Annotated in this window: 19 protein-coding genes, 1 rRNA gene and 1 other annotated feature; all 20 genes read right to left on the bottom strand. The window is 50.3% G+C overall.

Going from position 1 to position 16,565, the window contains the following annotated elements; genetic code table 11:
* Positions 1-13 precede the first annotated feature (13 nt).
* Positions 14-439, bottom strand: a complete 426-nt coding sequence (rplK, locus tag KNP60_RS14770; RefSeq protein ID WP_021066593.1) for a 50S ribosomal protein L11 — start codon at positions 437-439, stop codon at positions 14-16.
* A gap of 148 nt (positions 440-587) precedes the next feature.
* The gene (gene nusG, locus KNP60_RS14765; RefSeq protein ID WP_034781725.1) at positions 588-1,139 is read right to left on the bottom strand and encodes a transcription termination/antitermination protein NusG; all 552 of its coding nucleotides are present in this window, start codon (positions 1,137-1,139) and stop codon (positions 588-590) included.
* Positions 1,140-1,156: 17 nt separating this feature from the next.
* Complete coding sequence (gene secE, locus KNP60_RS14760) at positions 1,157-1,327, bottom strand: preprotein translocase subunit SecE (protein WP_012727692.1); 171 nt, start codon at positions 1,325-1,327, stop codon at positions 1,157-1,159.
* A gap of 34 nt (positions 1,328-1,361) precedes the next feature.
* Positions 1,362-1,508 carry a 50S ribosomal protein L33 gene (gene rpmG / locus KNP60_RS14755; RefSeq protein WP_034781727.1) on the bottom strand — a complete coding sequence of 49 codons (147 nt, stop codon included), beginning with the start codon at positions 1,506-1,508 and terminating at the stop codon, positions 1,362-1,364.
* 127 nt (positions 1,509-1,635) lie between these two features.
* Positions 1,636-2,277, bottom strand: a complete 642-nt coding sequence (sigH, locus tag KNP60_RS14750) for an RNA polymerase sporulation sigma factor SigH (RefSeq protein ID WP_034781729.1) — start codon at positions 2,275-2,277, stop codon at positions 1,636-1,638.
* 221 nt (positions 2,278-2,498) lie between these two features.
* Positions 2,499-3,026 carry a YacP-like NYN domain-containing protein gene (locus KNP60_RS14745; protein WP_034781731.1) on the bottom strand — a complete coding sequence of 176 codons (528 nt, stop codon included), beginning with the start codon at positions 3,024-3,026 and terminating at the stop codon, positions 2,499-2,501.
* A complete protein-coding gene (rlmB, locus tag KNP60_RS14740) occupies positions 3,023-3,775 on the bottom strand; it encodes a 23S rRNA (guanosine(2251)-2'-O)-methyltransferase RlmB (protein ID WP_034781752.1) in 753 nt (250 codons plus the stop codon). The genes KNP60_RS14745 and rlmB overlap by 4 nt, the downstream gene beginning before the upstream one ends.
* Positions 3,776-3,881: 106 nt before the next feature.
* A complete protein-coding gene (locus tag KNP60_RS14735) occupies positions 3,882-4,289 on the bottom strand; it encodes a Mini-ribonuclease 3 (RefSeq protein WP_138858558.1) in 408 nt (135 codons plus the stop codon).
* Positions 4,286-5,683 carry a cysteine--tRNA ligase gene (gene cysS, locus KNP60_RS14730; protein ID WP_214797791.1) on the bottom strand — a complete coding sequence of 466 codons (1,398 nt, stop codon included), beginning with the start codon at positions 5,681-5,683 and terminating at the stop codon, positions 4,286-4,288. Before cysS ends, KNP60_RS14735 begins: the two co-directional genes overlap by 4 nt.
* Positions 5,652-6,341: a serine O-acetyltransferase gene (cysE, locus tag KNP60_RS14725; RefSeq protein WP_034781737.1), complete on the bottom strand. Its 690-nt coding sequence runs from the start codon at positions 6,339-6,341 to the stop codon at positions 5,652-5,654. The genes cysS and cysE overlap by 32 nt, the downstream gene beginning before the upstream one ends.
* A gap of 49 nt (positions 6,342-6,390) precedes the next feature.
* Positions 6,391-6,594 (bottom strand) — a binding site (T-box leader).
* Positions 6,592-8,049 (bottom strand): glutamate--tRNA ligase, encoded by a 1,458-nt coding sequence (gene gltX / locus KNP60_RS14720; RefSeq protein WP_200881520.1) that lies wholly within the window; start codon positions 8,047-8,049, stop codon positions 6,592-6,594. It overlaps the preceding feature by 3 nt.
* A gap of 45 nt (positions 8,050-8,094) precedes the next feature.
* A complete protein-coding gene (ispF, locus tag KNP60_RS14715; RefSeq protein ID WP_021066582.1) occupies positions 8,095-8,568 on the bottom strand; it encodes a 2-C-methyl-D-erythritol 2,4-cyclodiphosphate synthase in 474 nt (157 codons plus the stop codon).
* The gene (gene ispD, locus KNP60_RS14710; RefSeq protein ID WP_332908975.1) at positions 8,565-9,242 is read right to left on the bottom strand and encodes a 2-C-methyl-D-erythritol 4-phosphate cytidylyltransferase; all 678 of its coding nucleotides are present in this window, start codon (positions 9,240-9,242) and stop codon (positions 8,565-8,567) included. The genes ispF and ispD overlap by 4 nt, the downstream gene beginning before the upstream one ends.
* Positions 9,243-9,301: 59 nt before the next feature.
* Positions 9,302-10,366 carry a PIN/TRAM domain-containing protein gene (locus KNP60_RS14705; RefSeq protein ID WP_034781740.1) on the bottom strand — a complete coding sequence of 355 codons (1,065 nt, stop codon included), beginning with the start codon at positions 10,364-10,366 and terminating at the stop codon, positions 9,302-9,304.
* Positions 10,367-10,481: 115 nt separating this feature from the next.
* The gene (radA, locus tag KNP60_RS14700; RefSeq protein ID WP_034781742.1) at positions 10,482-11,858 is read right to left on the bottom strand and encodes a DNA repair protein RadA; all 1,377 of its coding nucleotides are present in this window, start codon (positions 11,856-11,858) and stop codon (positions 10,482-10,484) included.
* Between the two features lie 54 nt (positions 11,859-11,912).
* Entirely contained in the window at positions 11,913-14,348 is a 2,436-nt protein-coding gene (gene clpC, locus KNP60_RS14695) for an ATP-dependent protease ATP-binding subunit ClpC (protein ID WP_034781743.1), read from the bottom strand.
* 24 nt (positions 14,349-14,372) lie between these two features.
* Entirely contained in the window at positions 14,373-15,416 is a 1,044-nt protein-coding gene (locus KNP60_RS14690) for a protein arginine kinase (protein WP_214797790.1), read from the bottom strand.
* Positions 15,416-15,850: a UvrB/UvrC motif-containing protein gene (locus tag KNP60_RS14685; protein ID WP_214797789.1), complete on the bottom strand. Its 435-nt coding sequence runs from the start codon at positions 15,848-15,850 to the stop codon at positions 15,416-15,418. The genes KNP60_RS14690 and KNP60_RS14685 overlap by 1 nt, the downstream gene beginning before the upstream one ends.
* Positions 15,851-15,869: 19 nt before the next feature.
* Positions 15,870-16,337 carry a CtsR family transcriptional regulator gene (locus KNP60_RS14680; RefSeq protein ID WP_034781748.1) on the bottom strand — a complete coding sequence of 156 codons (468 nt, stop codon included), beginning with the start codon at positions 16,335-16,337 and terminating at the stop codon, positions 15,870-15,872.
* 148 nt (positions 16,338-16,485) lie between these two features.
* A 5S ribosomal RNA gene (gene rrf / locus KNP60_RS15680) occupies positions 16,486-16,565 on the bottom strand; the annotation flags it as partial.

Here is a 16,565-nt window from a genome sequence, read left to right as displayed (position 1 = left end):
AGAGACTAATAAATTAGTCTTCGATTACAATACCCATACTACGCGCAGTACCTTCAACCATAAGCATCGCTGTTTCAACAGACGACGCGTTAAGGTCAGGCATTTTAAGTTCAGCGATTTCGCGAACTTTATCACGCTTAACCGTTGCTACCTTCTTACGGTTTGGTTCACCAGAACCGCTCTCGATACCAGCAGCTTTCTTCAAAAGAACTGCAGCTGGTGGAGTTTTCGTAATGAATGTAAACGAACGATCTTCGTATACCGTAATGACTACAGGAATAATCAATCCGGCTTGGTCTTGTGTACGAGCGTTGAACTCTTTACAGAATCCCATGATGTTAACACCTGCTTGACCAAGTGCTGGACCTACTGGTGGTGCTGGGTTAGCTTTACCAGCTGGGATTTGAAGTTTAACGAGTTTAGTAACTTTTTTCGCCACGAGACACACCTCCTTAAGTCTAAAATGTGGTTTCTTGGACGTTGTGCGCCCTCCCACTCAATCTATTAGGTCGAGTTTGTACCGAAATATAGCACAACATCAAACATTTCCGATTGTACCATCCGTTTCCGAGAATGGCAAGTGGGTATTAGTTAATTTTCTGAACTTGTTCGAAATCAAGCTCAATTTTTGTTTCACGGCCGAACATGTCAACGACAACTTTGAGCTTCTCTTTATCGGCTTCGATTTCATCAATCGTACCTTCAAAGTTCTCAAATGCGCCTTCTTTGACACGGACGAGGTCGCCGAGTTCGTAGTTGTAACGATCTTTCTTCTCGATGAGACCCATCTGTGACAAGACGTTCGTCACTTCGTCCGGTTGAAGCGGGATCGGCTTGGCGCCGCCGCCTGTTGAACCGAGGAAGCCGGTGACGTTCGGCGTGTTCCGCACGACATACCACGAGTCGTCAGTCATGACCATCTCGACGAAGACGTAACCTGGGAAGCTCTTCACTTCTTTTTCTTTAATCTTCTTCTCGCCACTCTTGAGCGTGACTTCTTCTTGCGTTGTTTCAGTCGGAACGAGGACGCGGAAAATTTTATCTTCCATGTTCATCGAACCGATCCGACGTTCTAGGTTTTCTTTGACGTTGTTTTCAAATCCAGAATACGTCTGGACAACAAACCATTGTTTCTCCACGGCTTTCACCTCTTTCCTTAGTTGATTAATAGGTTGACGAGATAGCTGACACCAGTATCTACGCCGAACACGAACAGGCCGATCACGACGACCGTCGCGATGACCGTGATGGTATATTTTGTGAGCTCTTTACGAGTCGGCCAACTCGTTTTCTTTAACTCTTTCCATACATCGCGCAAAAAGTTCATGGTAGCTTCCTCCTACGTTGAATGCCAATCTACATTACTTCGATTCTCGGTGTGTCGTATGCGCATTGCAACGCCGACAGAACTTTTTCAGCTCGAGCCGTGTCGTCACGTCGTCTTGTTTCATGGTCGAATAACCGCTCGACCCGCAATCTGAACACGCGAGACTTACTTTCTTTGCCATTCATGAGCGCCCCTTTCGACAGCTCTCCTATAAAAAAGAGCGAAAAAAAAACGCCTCCTGTAAATGGCGTCTACGGACAAGGCGCTGCCTTAAAAGTATCACATAGGAGGCGTGCGGTCAATATCGGTTAGCTCGTCATCGTTTTGACGTCGACATGCCGCTCAAACTTTTTCTTCACGCGCTGTAACGCATTATCAATCGATTTCACATGACGGTCGAGGTCGTCCGAGATTTCTTGGTACGAACGGCCGTCCAAATAAAGACGCAACACTTTTCGTTCCAAGTCACTCAGGAGCTCTTCCATCTTTTCTTCCATGAACAGTTGTTCTTCTCGCGTCACGAGCAAATCCTGCGGGTCCGTCGGATGCGGCGGCAAGATCACATCGAGCAGTGTCCGATCCGACTCGTCGTCAAAGATTGGCTTGTCGAGCGAGACGTAAGAATTGAGCGGGATATGCTTTTGACGGGTCGCCGTTTTGATGGCAGTGATCATTTGACGGGTGATGCACATCTCGGCAAAACTTTTAAACGAGGCGAGCCGCTCATCGCGGTAATCCCGGACACCTTTATACAGACCGATCATGCCTTCTTGCACGATGTCCTCGTGATCGGCACCGATCAAAAAGTAAGACCTTGCCTTCGCCCGGACGAAATATCGGTAACGTTCAATCAAAAACTCAAGAGCGTCGCTATCCCCCTCATTACGCGCAAGAAAGACCAGCTCTTCGTCGGACATGCTTTCAAATTGCTCGTATGGCCATCCGTTCATGTTTCATACCCCCCGGCGATTGATGAACTTATGTAAGTTTGTGCTCTCATTATAGGCGTCGGTTAAAACGACCGTCAAATAAAATTCTAAAAATTCCGTCAATTACATATCGTGTAACTCATACATCTATTAGTATACAACATTTCTTTCCAAATAAATGTCAAATTAAAAACAAAAGACGAGTCCATTTGATGAACTCGTCTGTGATATCCTTCACCGCCTTATTTACGACGGCGTATTTCTTCCAATCGGGCTCTTATGTCTGGTGAAAGGTCAATCGTTTTTCGATTCGACCGGTCCTGTTCGAGTGCCGACCGTTCTTTTTCAATCAACACCTGGGCGTGCTTCCAATCCTTCAGTAACTCATTGGCAGGAACCCGGAGCGCTCCTTGTCCGAAGATAACCCACTGTTCGGTGAAGTCGTTCGTCGCGACAAACAACGTCACGAGCCGATCATCGACAAGGGCGTGCGCACGGCGTTCAATCCATTCATCCGCCGTCTCGTTTTCTTTCGTATAGACGACCGCGACACGACTCTGATTCGCTTTCGATTCCCGCCCGTATCGCATATGGGCATCGAAGACGATTGTCACTTCGCGACCCGTGACCGCTTGGTACTCGGCCATCGCTTCAATCAAATCGTTTCGCGCTTTCTCAAAATCGATGTCGCGCAGCTTTCGAAGGTGCGGCCATGCGCCAATAATGTTATATCCATCCACGAGGAGCAATTCCCGTTTCTTGATGCTCATGACAATGGGTTACGTGAGCGATGCACTTCATACAAGAGAAGCGCGGCCGCGACCGAGGCGTTCAGCGATGTGACGTGACCGACCATCGGCATGTGGACGAGGAAGTCACACGATTCGCGTACGAGGCGGCTCATCCCTTTACCTTCACTACCGATGACAACGACGAGCGGCATGTTCCCATCGAGGCGACGATAATCTTGGCTCTCGCTCGCGTCTGTCCCGACAACCCATAGTCCTTTCTCTTTCAGTTCTTCAAGCGTCCGCGTCAAGTTTGTGACGCGTGCGACCGGAATGTACTCGATCGCGCCTGTCGAAGCTTTCGCCACCGTCTGCGTCAAACCGACCGAGCGGCGCTTCGGAATGATAATCCCGTGCGCCCCGACCGCATCCGCTGTCCGCAAAATCGAACCGAGGTTATGCGGGTCTTCGAGTTCATCGAGCAGGATGAACAACGGCGTTTCTCCTTTTGACTCGGCAAGGGCGAACATATCTTCGATCGACTTATATTCGTAGGCGGCGACCGCAGCGACGACACCTTGGTGATGTTCGCTACCGGCCATCTTCTCGAGTTTCGTTTTCGGGACGAACGAGACTTGAACCGATGCCTCGTTGGCCATGCCGATGATTTGAGCGAGCGGCCCTTTCTGTTGCCCTTCCATAATAAAGACCTTGTTCATATCGCGACCGCTCCGGAGCGCTTCCATCACCGGGTTGCGCCCGTAAAGGAAGTCGATTCCTTCCTCGAGCACGTCGACTTCTTGATAGTCTGGTCGTTCTAGTTTTTGACGCTTCGGTCGATCATTTCGTTCGCCGCGCGGACGATCAAATGACCGTTGCTCATGCGCCCTTCCTCCGTCATGTCGTTTCGAATGACTCGGTTTCGAGCCATGTGAACGCTTGTTCGATGAGTTCTTCAAGACGATCCCTTCTTTCCATTAGATATGTGTAACCAATCAATGCTTCGAACGCTGTCGAATAGCGATACGTATGAACATCTGTCCGCTTCGGGATTGAACCGGATTTCGCGTTCTTCCCACGGCGGACGACAGCCGCTTCATCATCACTCAAGACACCCGTCTCGAGCCAGTGAGTCACGATCCCAGCCTGCGCTGCCGCATTCACGTAGCGGATGGCGCCACGGTGTAGGTCGTTCGGCTTCGTCATCCCTTGTCCGAGCAGTCGTTTGCGTACCGCCATCTCATAGACGGCGTCGCCCATATAGGCGAGGGCGAGAGCGTTCAGTTGGGGGGCAAGTTGTTTCATAACCGCTTCCACCGCACCCCTTGGGCTGTATCCTCGAGTTGAATCTTCTGTTCTTTCAAGAGATCTCGAATCTCATCGGCACGCGCGAAATTCCGCTCCGCCCGAGCCGTGTTCCGCTCTTCAATCAATTGATCAATTTCCGCGTCAAGAAGCTCTAGCTCTTTCTTGATTGTCAAACCAAGCACACCTGTCAATTCTTCGAAGAGAGCAATCACGTGTTCGAGCGTGACTTTCGAGACGTGGTCTGCTTTTGCGTAGATGTTCGCTTCACGTGCCAAGTCAAATAGGACGGTCACTGCATTCGCCGTATTGATATCATCATCCATCGCTTCGATAAACGTTGTTTTAATCGTCGCGAGCTTGCGTTCCATCGCCTCGCTCGGCTCTTCAAGGCCGGCCGTGACCGATAAGCGGTATTCAACGTTTTGATACGACTCCTTGATGCGATCCCATCCGTTCGCCGCTTGCTCGATCAACTCACGGCTATAGTTGATTGGATGACGATAGTGGACCGATAACATAAAGAAGCGGAGCACCATCGCATCCACTTCCTTCAACGCCTCATGGACGAGCAGGAAGTTCCCGAGCGATTTTGACATCTTTTCATTCTCGATATTGATGAATCCGTTATGCAGCCAGTAGTTGGCGAACTTCGTATGATTGCACGCCTCCGACTGGGCAATCTCGTTCTCGTGGTGCGGGAACTTGAGGTCGTGTCCTCCAGCATGAATATCAATCGTTTCGCCGAGGTGTTTCTTTGCCATCGCCGAGCACTCGATATGCCAACCCGGACGACCTTGTCCCCATGGGCTCTCCCACGCCGGCTCGCCTGGCTTCGCCGCTTTCCATAAGACGAAATCGAGCGGGTCTTCTTTCTTTTCCCCAACGTCGACACGTGAACCCGCGCGCAAGTCTTCGATTGATTGCTGGCTCAATTTTCCGTACGTCTCGAACTTACGAGTACGGAAATATACGTCCCCCCCTGCCTCATACGCAAAATCTTGCGTCTCAAGTTCGCGGATGAACGTGATAATCTCGTCCATCGTGTCTGTAACGCGTGGATGGACGTCAGCCGGTAACACGTTCAAAGCACCCGTGTCTTCTAAATAGGCGTCGATAAAACGGTTCGTCAGCGTCCCGACGTCTTCACCGAGTTCGTTTGCGGTCCGGATGATTTTATCGTCCACATCCGTGAAGTTGAGAACATATTTGACCTCATAACCTCGGTACGCTAAATAACGACGAACTGTATCGAAGGCGATGGCCGGCCGGGCGTTACCGACGTGAATGTAATTGTAGACGGTCGGTCCGCATACGTACATCGACACTTTTCCCGGAACGATCGGGACGAACGGTTCTTTCTTATTCGTGAGGCTGTTGTAAAACTGAATCATGTGTTTTTTCCTCCATCCGTTTCTCTAATGACGCAAGCTTCCGCTGCAAATCAGCGACGGCATTTTCGAGTCGCTCTTGGCATTCACGGTCCGGGTCCGGCAATCGATGATCGAGGTCATGTTGTTTGACCCGCTCCCCGTTTCGGATGACGACTCGGCCTGGAATCCCGACGACGGTCGAGTCAGACGGGACGTCTTTTAAAACGACGGAACTCGCCCCGATTTTGACGCAATCGCCAATCGTGATATTTCCGAGCACTTTGGCCCCAGCTGAGATGAGCACATCGTTCCCGATGGTCGGATGTCGCTTCCCTTTCTCTTTGCCCGTCCCACCAAGCGTCACGCCTTGATAAATGGTCACGTTATTACCGATGATGGCGGTCTCGCCGATGACGATGCCGAACCCGTGATCGATGAACACCCCTTCGCCGATGACCGCCCCGGGATGAATCTCAATCCCTGTCAACCAACGGCTCGTCTGAGCAATCATTTTCGCCAACAATTTCACGTTACGCGTCCACAGTCCGTGCGCAATCCGATGTGCCCAAAGCGCATGCAAACCAGGATATGTTAAGATGACTTCTGCTTTCGAGCGGGCAGCCGGATCGAGCTCGAGCACGTTCCGAATATCCTCACTCACACTTTTCCAAAATCCCATAATTGTTCTCCTTTTCCATATCAAAAACAAAGACGCCCCTGTGCCAAGGCACAGAGACGCCGTAAGCGCGGTTCCACTCTGTTTGGGAAAGTTCCCCTCTCAAGTCTCGTTAACGCCGAGTCGCGGTCCCGACTACATATCGCCGGAACGGCTCCGAGGTGCACTTCGACGGGGGACGCTTCTAGAACTTCCAGCCTAGGTTCTAGTCTCTGTTAAGTGTCATACCGCTTACTTTCCTCATCGTTGCCTTTTAAGCTAATAATGTTGTGAGACGTGCCAAGACACGCTCTTTGCCAATCAATGAAATGGCGTTCGGAAGCTCTGGTCCGTGCGTCTGCCCAGTCGTGGCGACCCGGATCGGCATGAACAAGTTTTTCCCTTTTTGACCTGTTGCTTTTTGTGTCGCTTTCGTCGCTGCTTTGATAGCTTCAGGCGTGAACTCCTCAATCGCTTCAAGTTGAGTCTTGAATTCGGCGAGGACAGCCGGTACCGTTTCACCAGCGAGAACCGTATTGGCCTCTTCGTCGTAATCGACCTCATCTTTAAAGAATAGGTCCGTCAACGACACGATTTCAGCACCGTGCGTCATTTGTTCTTTATAGAGGGCGATGAGCGCCGTAGCCCAATCCGCCTGTTCCATCGACAAGGCGTTCGGTAAACGTCCTGCTTCTTGTAAGAATGGTAAACTGAGTGCCACCACTTCGTCAAGCGAAGCCTGTTTCATGTAGACACTGTTGATCCAAGCGAGTTTCTGTTGGTCGAAGACGGCCGGGCTCTTCGAAAGACGACCGGCGTCAAACATCTCGATGAACGCTTCTTTCGTGAAGATCTCTTCTTCTCCGACCGGCGACCAGCCGAGAAGCGAGATGAAGTTAAAGAGCGCCCCTGGGAGATACCCGAGGTCGGCATACTGCTCGATGAATTGGATGATCGACTCATCACGTTTCGAGAGCTTCTTATGGTTTTCGTTATAGATCAATGTCATATGGCCGAACGAAGGGTAGTCCCAACCGAGCGCATCATACACCATCATCTGTTTCGGTGTGTTGGCGATATGATCGTCCCCACGCAATACGTGGCTGATTTTCATCAAGTGGTCGTCGACGACGACAGCAAAGTTATATGTCGGGATCCCATCCTGTTTGACAATGACCCAGTCGCCGAAGTCTTTCGATTCGAACGAGACATCCCCTTTGACGACATCCGTCCACTTGTACGTGACCGCTTCTGGTACGCGAATCCGAATCGATGGTTTACGTCCCTCGGCTTCGAACGCCGCACGTTCTTCTTCGCTCAAGTTACGATGGGCACCCGAATAACGAGGTGCTTCGCCACGTGCGATTTGGGCTTCGCGCTCCGCCTCAAGTTCTTCAGACGTCATATAGCACTTATAGGCGAGTCCTTTGTCCATCAACTCGTTCACGTATTGATTGTAAAGGTCGAGGCGTTCCATTTGGAAGTACGGGCCGAAGTCGCCGCCGCGGCCTGGGCCTTCATCCCAATCAATGCCGAGCCATTCCAAGTATTTCATTTGGCTCTCGACACCGTTCTCGACGTTCCGTTTCTGGTCCGTATCCTCGATTCGGAGAATCATCTTCCCGCCAGCATGGCGAGCATATAAATAGTTAAATAGCGCGGTCCGGGCGTTCCCGATATGAAGGTGACCCGTCGGACTCGGCGCATAGCGTACGCGCACTTCACTCATAATATTTCCACCTTTCTTCTCTTCTGCCCAAATAGTATACCACTTTTGTCAAGCACGGTTGAGCAGGATGACCGCCTGAGCGGCAATTCCTTCTTCACGTCCTGTGAAGCCGAGCTTTTCGGTCGTCGTCGCTTTGACGTTCACTTGGCTGATATCCGCTTCAAGCAACTCGGCGATAACCGCTCGCATGTCGTCGATGTACGTTCGGAGCTTCGGTCGCTCCGCCATCACCGTCGCATCGACGTTGCCAAGCACATAGCCTTCTGCTTTGACGAGTTGCCACACGTGTTGTAACAATACTTTCGAGTCTGCATCCTTAAACTCAGGGTCCGTGTCCGGGAAATGCTTGCCAATATCGCCCGCTGCAATCGCCCCGAGCGCCGCGTCGGCAATCGTATGCAACAAGACGTCCGCATCTGAGTGGCCAAGTAGGCCGCGGTCATGCGGAATCTCGATTCCTCCTAAAATAAGCGGGCGCCCTTCCGCGAACGCGTGTACATCAAATCCTTGTCCGATTCTCATCGATAATCCTCCTTCGTTAAAATCGCTTCTCCAAACAATAAATCTTCTGGGGTTGTCATTTTAATGTTGTGATAGTCCCCTGTAAGGACAATCACTTTTTTACCAGCCCACTCGAATAAACTCGCATCGTCCGTCCCGATAAATCCTGACGCTTCCGCCTGATCATGAACCGCTCGGATGTCAGCCGCAGGAAATGCTTGCGGGGTTTGCGCCAGCCAGAGCGCCTCACGCGGCACAGTCTGTGTGATGTGTCCGGTTGCGACTTGTTTGACCGTATCTTTGACCGGCACAGCAAGAATCGCACCTTCCGTTCGGGCAGCTTCCGCGATAGCGTGAAGTTGATCAATACGCACAAACGGCCGTGCCCCATCATGAATCAAGACGACGGCATCCGGGTCGACGACTTGTAAACCCGACCGAACGCTCTGTTGTCGTTCTTCCCCACCCGTCACGTATGTAATCGGGGTCTCTAAATGATGCAACTGTCGCTCGAACCACCCTTGTTCCTCAGGGCGCACTGCGAGCACGATGCGCTCACACCATGCATCTTTCGAGAACGCTTCGACCGTCCATACGATAATCGGCTTCCCTTGTAACGTCAGCATCAATTTATTCTCATCGGCTCCCATCCGCTTCCCTTTCCCTGCGGCTGGGATGACCACTGTATAACGCACCATTCCATTCACCTCTGTTCGTGAAAAAAGAGAGCGCTAATGCGTCTCTTTTTCCATGCTTATTCAGGACGCGCAAAAATCATACGGCCAGCCGATGTTTGAAGAACGCTCGTCACGACAACAGGCAATGTCTTCGAAATCAACTTGCGCCCACCTTCAACGACGACCATCGTGCCGTCTTCGAGGTACGCGACGCCTTGATTTTGTTCTTTACCTTCTTTAATGACCGTCACGACCATCTCTTCCCCCGGGATGACAATCTGTTTGACTGAATTTGCCAAATCATTAATGTTCAGCACAGGGACATTTCGAACTTCGCACACTTTATTCAAGTTGTAGTCGTTCGTGACGACAATCCCTTTTTTCAATTCGGCCAACTTGATCAATTTAATGTCCACTTCGGCGACGTCTTCAAAGTCCCCATCATAGATTTCTACTTCGATGCGGTCGTTGTCTTGTAACTCCTTCAAAATATCAAGACCGCGACGACCACGGTTCCGCTTCAACGTATCCGACGAATCGGCGATATATTGAAGCTCGCCGATGACGAATTGTGGCACGATGAGCGTGCCTTCGATGAAACCGGTCTTCGAAATGTCGGCGATCCGACCGTCGATAATGACGCTCGTATCCAAAATTTTATCGTTCGAGCGGCGCAACGGTTCTGCTTCCGGCTTCTCGCGTTCACTCTTGACGAACAGTTTAATCCATTCGTTCCGCTTCCGATAGCCGACAGCGAAACCGAAGTACCCGAACAAGGCGGTCACGAAAATCGGTACGATTTTGCTGAGTAAGAAGATATTTGTTACTTCTAATGAGACACTGATCAAAAAGGCAATCAACAAACCAATAATCAATCCGATCGACCCGAACAAAATATCACCGACCGGTAAACGGACGAGCCGTTCTTCAACAAAACGGATAAATTTAACGACCCCATCGGTCAAGAATAAACTAAGAATGAAGAAGATAAGTCCACCAATCAAACTAGCCACATAAGGAATCGTCAACCAAGCCGGCACATTCACTCCGAGGTCACCTAACAGCAACATCGCTTCGATAATACCGAACCAACCGACGACGAGTCCGATTAAAATAAATCCGATTCGTACAGCAATCTTCACTCATTCCACCTCCTTTATTATGAATTAAAATTTCAAGAAATTAACACTTTCATTGTAACATGGTTTTTTTGAAAGCGTTCGTTACAAAGCGTTAAAAACTGCCGGAAGCGCCCCGTCAGAACGGGATGGCAAGTTGGAGCGCTTCATCGACAGTACTGACACCGACGACATCGATACCAGGTGGGGCCGTCCAGCCCCCGAGGTTATTTTTCGGGATAATCGCCCGCGTAAATCCGAGCTTGGCCGCTTCGGCGACACGCTGTTCAATCCGTGACACCCGACGCACTTCCCCGGTCAATCCAACTTCGCCGATGCAAACATCCGTCGGACGGGTCGGACGATCGCGGAAACTTGACGCAATCGAGATACAAATCGCCAAATCAATCGCAGGCTCATCCAACTTGACACCGCCCGCCGCTTTTAAATAAGCATCTTGCGTTTGGAGTAAAAGCCCTGATCGTTTCTCAAGGACGGCCATGAGGAGCGCGACCCGGTTCTGGTCGATCCCTGTTGCCATCCGACGTGGATTTCCGAATGAGGTCGGGGAAATTAATGCCTGCAGCTCGACGAGCACCGTCCGCGTCCCTTCCATCGACGCGACGACCGTTGAGCCCGAGACCCCGGCAGTCCGTTCTTCTAGGAAAATTTCAGACGGATTGAGCACTTCTTCGAGACCGCCTTCCTTCATTTCAAAGATACCGATCTCGTTCGTCGATCCGAACCGATTTTTGACGGCCCGTAAAATACGGAACGTGTGGTGACGTTCGCCTTCAAAGTAAAGGACGGCATCGACCATATGCTCGAGCAGACGAGGTCCCGCAATCGACCCTTGTTTCGTCACGTGACCGACGATAAAGACGGCAATTCCACGGGTCTTCGCGATTTTCATGAGCGCTGCCGTACATTCCCGAACTTGGGCGACACTACCTGGCGCCGACTGAATCTCATCCATATAGACGGTTTGAATCGAGTCGATAATGACGAACCCTGGTTCCTCTTCATCGATGACCCGTTCAATCATCAACATATCCGTCTCCGCGAGGACATATAAGTCCTCGGTCGGGAGGCCGAGCCGCTCGGCGCGAAGTTTCGTCTGTTTGAGCGATTCTTCCCCGGAAATATAGAGCACTTTCCGTCCACTGTGCGCCAAATGGGCGCTCACTTGAAGCAAAATCGTCGACTTTCCGATTCCCGGATCGCCACCGACGAGGACGAGTGAGCCTGGAACGATTCCGCCCCCAAGCACGCGGTCAAACTCCTGACTGTTCGTATGGACCCGCGTCTCTTCTTGTGACACAACGTCCGACAGACGCTCCGGCTTCAGCTGTCTCGAGGAGCTATGGACGAATGCGGCCCCCCGCTTCGCCTTTTTCTCTTCGACAAACTCTTCAACGAGCGTATTCCACTCGTTACAACCTGGGCAACGCCCCATCCATTTTGCGGATTCGTATCCGCATGACTGACATACGTACTTCGTTTTAATTTTTGCCATGATGTTCCTTTCCGTCTAAAAAAGCCCCCTCACATGAGAGAGGGAGCCTTGTAGTTACTGAACGACACCTTCATTACGGACGACGAATTCGCCGTCTTGTACATCGAGCGCCACTTTGCTGCCTTTTGTGATGCTGCCGCTGAGCATCGCCTCTGAGAGTCGGTCCTCAACCTCACGCTGGAGCGCACGGCGGAGTGGACGAGCCCCGTATTCCGGGTCGTACCCGACTTCAGCGATTTTCTCGAGCGCTGATTCGGTGAGACTGAAATCAATGCCTTGTTCTCCGAGACGTTTCGTAAGTGTCTCGGCCATAAGTTTGACAATTTCTTGGATGTGCTCTTTTTGGAGCGAGTGGAAGACAGTGATCTCGTCAATCCGGTTCAAGAACTCGGGACGGAACGCTTTTTTCAACTCTTCCATGACTTTGTCTTTCATTTCGGTATATTCACGTTTCACATCATCTTCAACCGTGAATCCGACATATTTGTTGCGTTTGAGGGCTGCCGCACCGACGTTTGACGTCATGATGATGACCGTGTTCCGGAAGTCGACCGTACGCCCTTTCGAGTCAGTCAAGCGACCGTCATCGAGCACTTGAAGCAAGATGTTGAACACTTCAGGGTGGGCCTTCTCAATCTCATCAAGCAAGATGACCGAATATGGTTTGCGACGAACCTTCTCAGTCAATTGACCGCCTTCTTCATAGCCGACGTAACCTGGAGGCGACCCGACGAGACGGCTCGTCGCGTGTTTCTCCATATATTCAGACATGTCGATTCGGATGATGGCGTCTTCGTCACCGAACAACGCTTCAGCCACAGCACGAGCCAACTCGGTTTTCCCGACACCAGTTGGTCCGAGGAATACGAACGAACCAATCGGACGTTTCGGATCTTTCAATCCGGCACGAGCCCGGCGAATCGCCCGCGAAATCGATTTGACGGCCTCATCTTGACCGATGACCCGGCCGTGGAGAATCGATTCGAGTTTGAGGAGACGATCTGTCTCTTCTTCGGCGATCTTCGTCACCGGGACACCTGTCCAGTTGGCGACGACTTGCGCAATATCTTCTTTCGTTACTTCGAGTTTTTCGTTCCCTTGCTTATTCTGCCATTCCGACTTGAGCTGTTCGAGCTCATCCCGGAGTTTCTGTTCGGTATCACGTAACGAGGCAGCCTTCTCGAACTCTTGACTCTGTACAGCCGAATCTTTCTCTTTGCGAATCGACTCAAGACGAGCCTCGAGTTCTTTCAAATTCGGCGGTGCCGTGAACGAACGAAGTCTTACTTTCGAAGCAGCCTCATCGACGAGGTCGATCGCTTTATCCGGAAGGAAACGGTCCGAGATGTAGCGGTCCGAGAGAACGACGGCTTCATGAATCGCTTCATCTGTGATTGTGACGCGATGGTGCGCCTCGTAACGGTCACGTAACCCGAAGAGGATTTGTTCTGCCTCATCCGTTGTCGGTTCATTGACTTGGATCGGTTGGAACCGGCGTTCGAGTGCCGCATCTTTCTCGATATACTTCCGGTACTCATCAAGTGTCGTCGCTCCGATACATTGGAGTTCACCACGTGCGAGTGACGGTTTCAAAATGTTCGACGCGTCGATTGCGCCTTCAGCGCCGCCAGCTCCAATCAATGTGTGCAATTCGTCGATGAAAAGAATGACGTTCCCAGCTTGGCGAATCTCATCCATTACCTTTTTCAATCGGTCCTCAAATTCACCGCGGTATTTCGTTCCGGCGACGAGTGTTCCCATATCAAGTACCATGACACGTTTATTACGAAGAGTTTCTGGAACTTCGTTATTAATGATCTGTTGAGCGAGACCTTCGACGACTGCCGTTTTCCCGACCCCTGGTTCCCCAATGAGGACCGGGTTATTTTTTGTCCGGCGAGACAACACTTCGATGACGCGTTGAATCTCGCCAGCGCGGCCGATGACTGGGTCAAGACGCGACTCACGCGCCTGTTGGGTCAAGTCACGGGCCAAGCCGTCTAGCGTTGGTGTCGCGGCACTCGTTCCAGGTTGTGACGCATTAGAAGATGACTCCGTGTTTCCTAAGAGTTGAAGTACTTGCTGACGTGCCTTCGTCAAACTTACTCCAAGGTTGTTCAAAACACGAGCCGCCACACCTTCGCCTTCACGAATCACGCCGAGTAAAATGTGCTCGGTGCCGACGTAAGAATGTCCAAGTTTTCGAGCCTCGTCCATCGAGAGTTCGATTACTTTTTTTGCACGCGGTGTATAGTGAATCGTTGAGCCGTTTTCTGATCCACGGCCAATGAGTGCCTCTACTTCTTGTTGAATCTTTTCAGACGTGAGTCCGAGGGCGAACAGTGCTTTAGCAGCAATCCCTTCCCCTTCACGGACGAGTCCGAGTAAAATATGTTCCGTACCAATATTATGATGGCCAAGTCGTACCGCTTCCTCTTGTGCTAAAGCTAATACGCGCTGAGCTCGTTCTGTAAATCGACCAAACATCATTGACAAAACCTCCTTAAAGTTGGATCAAACTAAGCCATGATCTAACGTTCGACGAACGAGAGTCGCTCGTTCGCGATCTCGTTCTTTCGTAGATAATGTTTTCCCGAAATGTTTTTGTAGGAAACCTGATTGAAGCTTTACAATTAATTCGTGAAACTGAGGTGGACTCCAATCCGATAAAATACCCAGGTCACTTGCCAAATGCAAATCCGACAGACGTTCAATCGCTTCTGTTGACGATAGCAGTTTTGCATAACGTAAAATTCCGTATGAGCGATAAAACTGGTCCTCTAACTCGTCTTGGTTGCTAGCCAGTAGCTCTTCCCGTGCTTGTCGTTCCGCCTGAATGACTTGCTCCGTAACTTCCATAAAATCTGTCAACAACTGTGCTTCATGACTGCCGAGTGTGCGTTGGTTCGATAATTGAAACAACCGTCCCGCCGCGTCGCTACCTTCTCCATACCGTCCCCGAATCGTATATCCGAGCTTGCGAAGCTCTTTCAATATAGGAGTAATTCGCCCTGTCAACGTTAGCCCTGGGAGATGGAGCATCACTGACGCTCGAAGTCCTGTACCGATATTACTTGGACAAGTCGTTAAATATCCGAGCTGTTCGTCATATGCGTATGGGAGAGATTCGCCACAGAGAACATCGACTCGTTTCGCGAGTTCAAACGCTTCTTCCACTTGATAACCCGGGAGTAACGTTTGAATTCGTAAGTGATCTTCTTCATTAATAAGCACACTGATCGTTTCATCTTCACTTAACAAGACGGCACTTTCTTCTTTTCCAGCAATCGTTGGGCTAATCAAATGTTTTTCAACGAGTGCTTGTCGTGTCACTACATCGTAAGTGCCCATGTGCAAATACTCGAAGCCTTGCAATCCGCCAAGTGACGTTTCAACACGTTGACAAAGCTGATGTTGACTTTCTTTAGATAAAACCGGAGAAAAGACTGTATCTTTTAAATTACGCGCTAGACGGATACGAGTGGAGATGACTAAGTCATCAAGTTTCGCTCGCTCTTTCATCTTCGGACCGAGTGGATGCTTGAGAAATGGTTCCATCATGCCTCACCTTGTCCTTTCAGCTGAATTATTTCTTTTTTAATTCGCGCTGCACGTTCATAATCTTCTTGTTCGACGGCTCGTTGTAACTCCCCTGCTAACTTTTGGAGTCGCTCTTCGATTCGCTCGTCGGGTGTGCGCAAGGCATCAGGCATCGAACCGACGTGAACATCATGGCCTTGCTGGTACTGCCGAGTGATTTTAATCAGTTCATCACGAAATACCGTATAACAAGTAGCGCATCCAGCTTTTCGTAAATGAGCCAGCTCGTTTTGTGTCAGTTGACACGTGGGACAGCGTTTCACGACCGGTACATAACCTGACATGAGTTCTACTGTACAATTACGACATAGTTTACGCGTTACAGGAATTCCATTCTCCACTACTTGAATTTCATTGACGGCAGGTCGCCGTTTGCATCGTTCACATAGCATAGATGTATGCCTCCGTCAGTCAATGGTAACTAAGTAATTTCATTAATGCGAGTAACTGTTGTCTTCGAATCAAGTGTCGATCTTCAGCGTTCAAGCCGAGCGCTTCATCAGACAATAAATGATACAACAAGCGCACTTCCCGCTCACTCAACATCCCTTCTTCAAACAAGCGAATCAAGATGTTCTCGACAAGCTGTTCGGAAAGACGAGGATGGTCTTGTAAAATATCCATCAAGCTGACCAACACGTCTTGCTTTTCATGCAAAATCACACGACGAATGCGAATGTATCCTCCGCCTCCACGCTTACTTTCGACCAAATATCCCTTTTCGACCGTAAAGCGCGTATTGATGACGTAGTTGATTTGAGACGGAACACACTCGAAACGCTTAGCGATATCTTGCCGTTTAATTTCAATCGCTTCGGCCTGGCTCTCCTTCAGCACTTGCTTCAAATACTGTTCGATTACATCCGATATGTTTCTCATCTCCACCACCCTCTGACCATCTTTGACTTTTGACTATATTCTATCATTGATTCAAAAAAAGGCAAACGAAAAGCGATGTCGCAACTGCGACATCGCTAGATATACAAAAAAAGACGAGCAAGCGGATGCTTGATCGTCTTTCGCGTTGGCCTGGCAACGTCCTATCCTCACAGGGGGAGACCCCCAACTACTTTCGGCGCTGAAGCGCTTAACTTCCGTGTTCGGCAT

The organism is Exiguobacterium sp. s5 (assembly GCF_018618075.1).
GTDB classification, from domain to species: Bacteria; Bacillota; Bacilli; order Exiguobacteriales; family Exiguobacteriaceae; genus Exiguobacterium; species Exiguobacterium mexicanum_A.
Note: the sequence above shows the minus strand (reverse complement) of the source record. Positions and strands in the feature narration are given on the sequence as shown.

Bases quoted from the DNA above. Each gene is read 5' to 3' on its own strand.
- KNP60_RS14690 (WP_214797790.1), bottom strand. From the start codon at position 15,416: ATGGAACCATTTCTCAAGCATCCACTCGGTCCGAAGATGAAAGAGCGA.
- cysS (WP_214797791.1), bottom strand. From the start codon at position 5,683: ATGATTCAGTTTTACAACAGCCTCACGAATAAGAAAGAACCGTTCGTC.
- ispF (WP_021066582.1), bottom strand. From the start codon at position 8,568: ATGAGAATCGGACAAGGATTTGATGTACACGCGTTCGCGGAAGGGCGC.
- cysE (WP_034781737.1), bottom strand. From the start codon at position 6,341: ATGGGATTTTGGAAAAGTGTGAGTGAGGATATTCGGAACGTGCTCGAG.
- sigH (WP_034781729.1), bottom strand. From the start codon at position 2,277: ATGAACGGATGGCCATACGAGCAATTTGAAAGCATGTCCGACGAAGAG.
- clpC (WP_034781743.1), bottom strand. From the start codon at position 14,348: ATGATGTTTGGTCGATTTACAGAACGAGCTCAGCGCGTATTAGCTTTA.
- radA (WP_034781742.1), bottom strand. From the start codon at position 11,858: ATGGCAAAAATTAAAACGAAGTACGTATGTCAGTCATGCGGATACGAA.
- rpmG (WP_034781727.1), bottom strand. From the start codon at position 1,508: ATGGCAAAGAAAGTAAGTCTCGCGTGTTCAGATTGCGGGTCGAGCGGT.
- KNP60_RS14680 (WP_034781748.1), bottom strand. From the start codon at position 16,337: ATGAGAAACATATCGGATGTAATCGAACAGTATTTGAAGCAAGTGCTG.
- KNP60_RS14735 (WP_138858558.1), bottom strand. From the start codon at position 4,289: ATGAAACAACTTGCCCCCCAACTGAACGCTCTCGCCCTCGCCTATATG.
- KNP60_RS14745 (WP_034781731.1), bottom strand. From the start codon at position 3,026: ATGAGCATCAAGAAACGGGAATTGCTCCTCGTGGATGGATATAACATT.
- KNP60_RS14685 (WP_214797789.1), bottom strand. From the start codon at position 15,850: ATGCTATGTGAACGATGCAAACGGCGACCTGCCGTCAATGAAATTCAA.
- secE (WP_012727692.1), bottom strand. From the start codon at position 1,327: ATGAACTTTTTGCGCGATGTATGGAAAGAGTTAAAGAAAACGAGTTGG.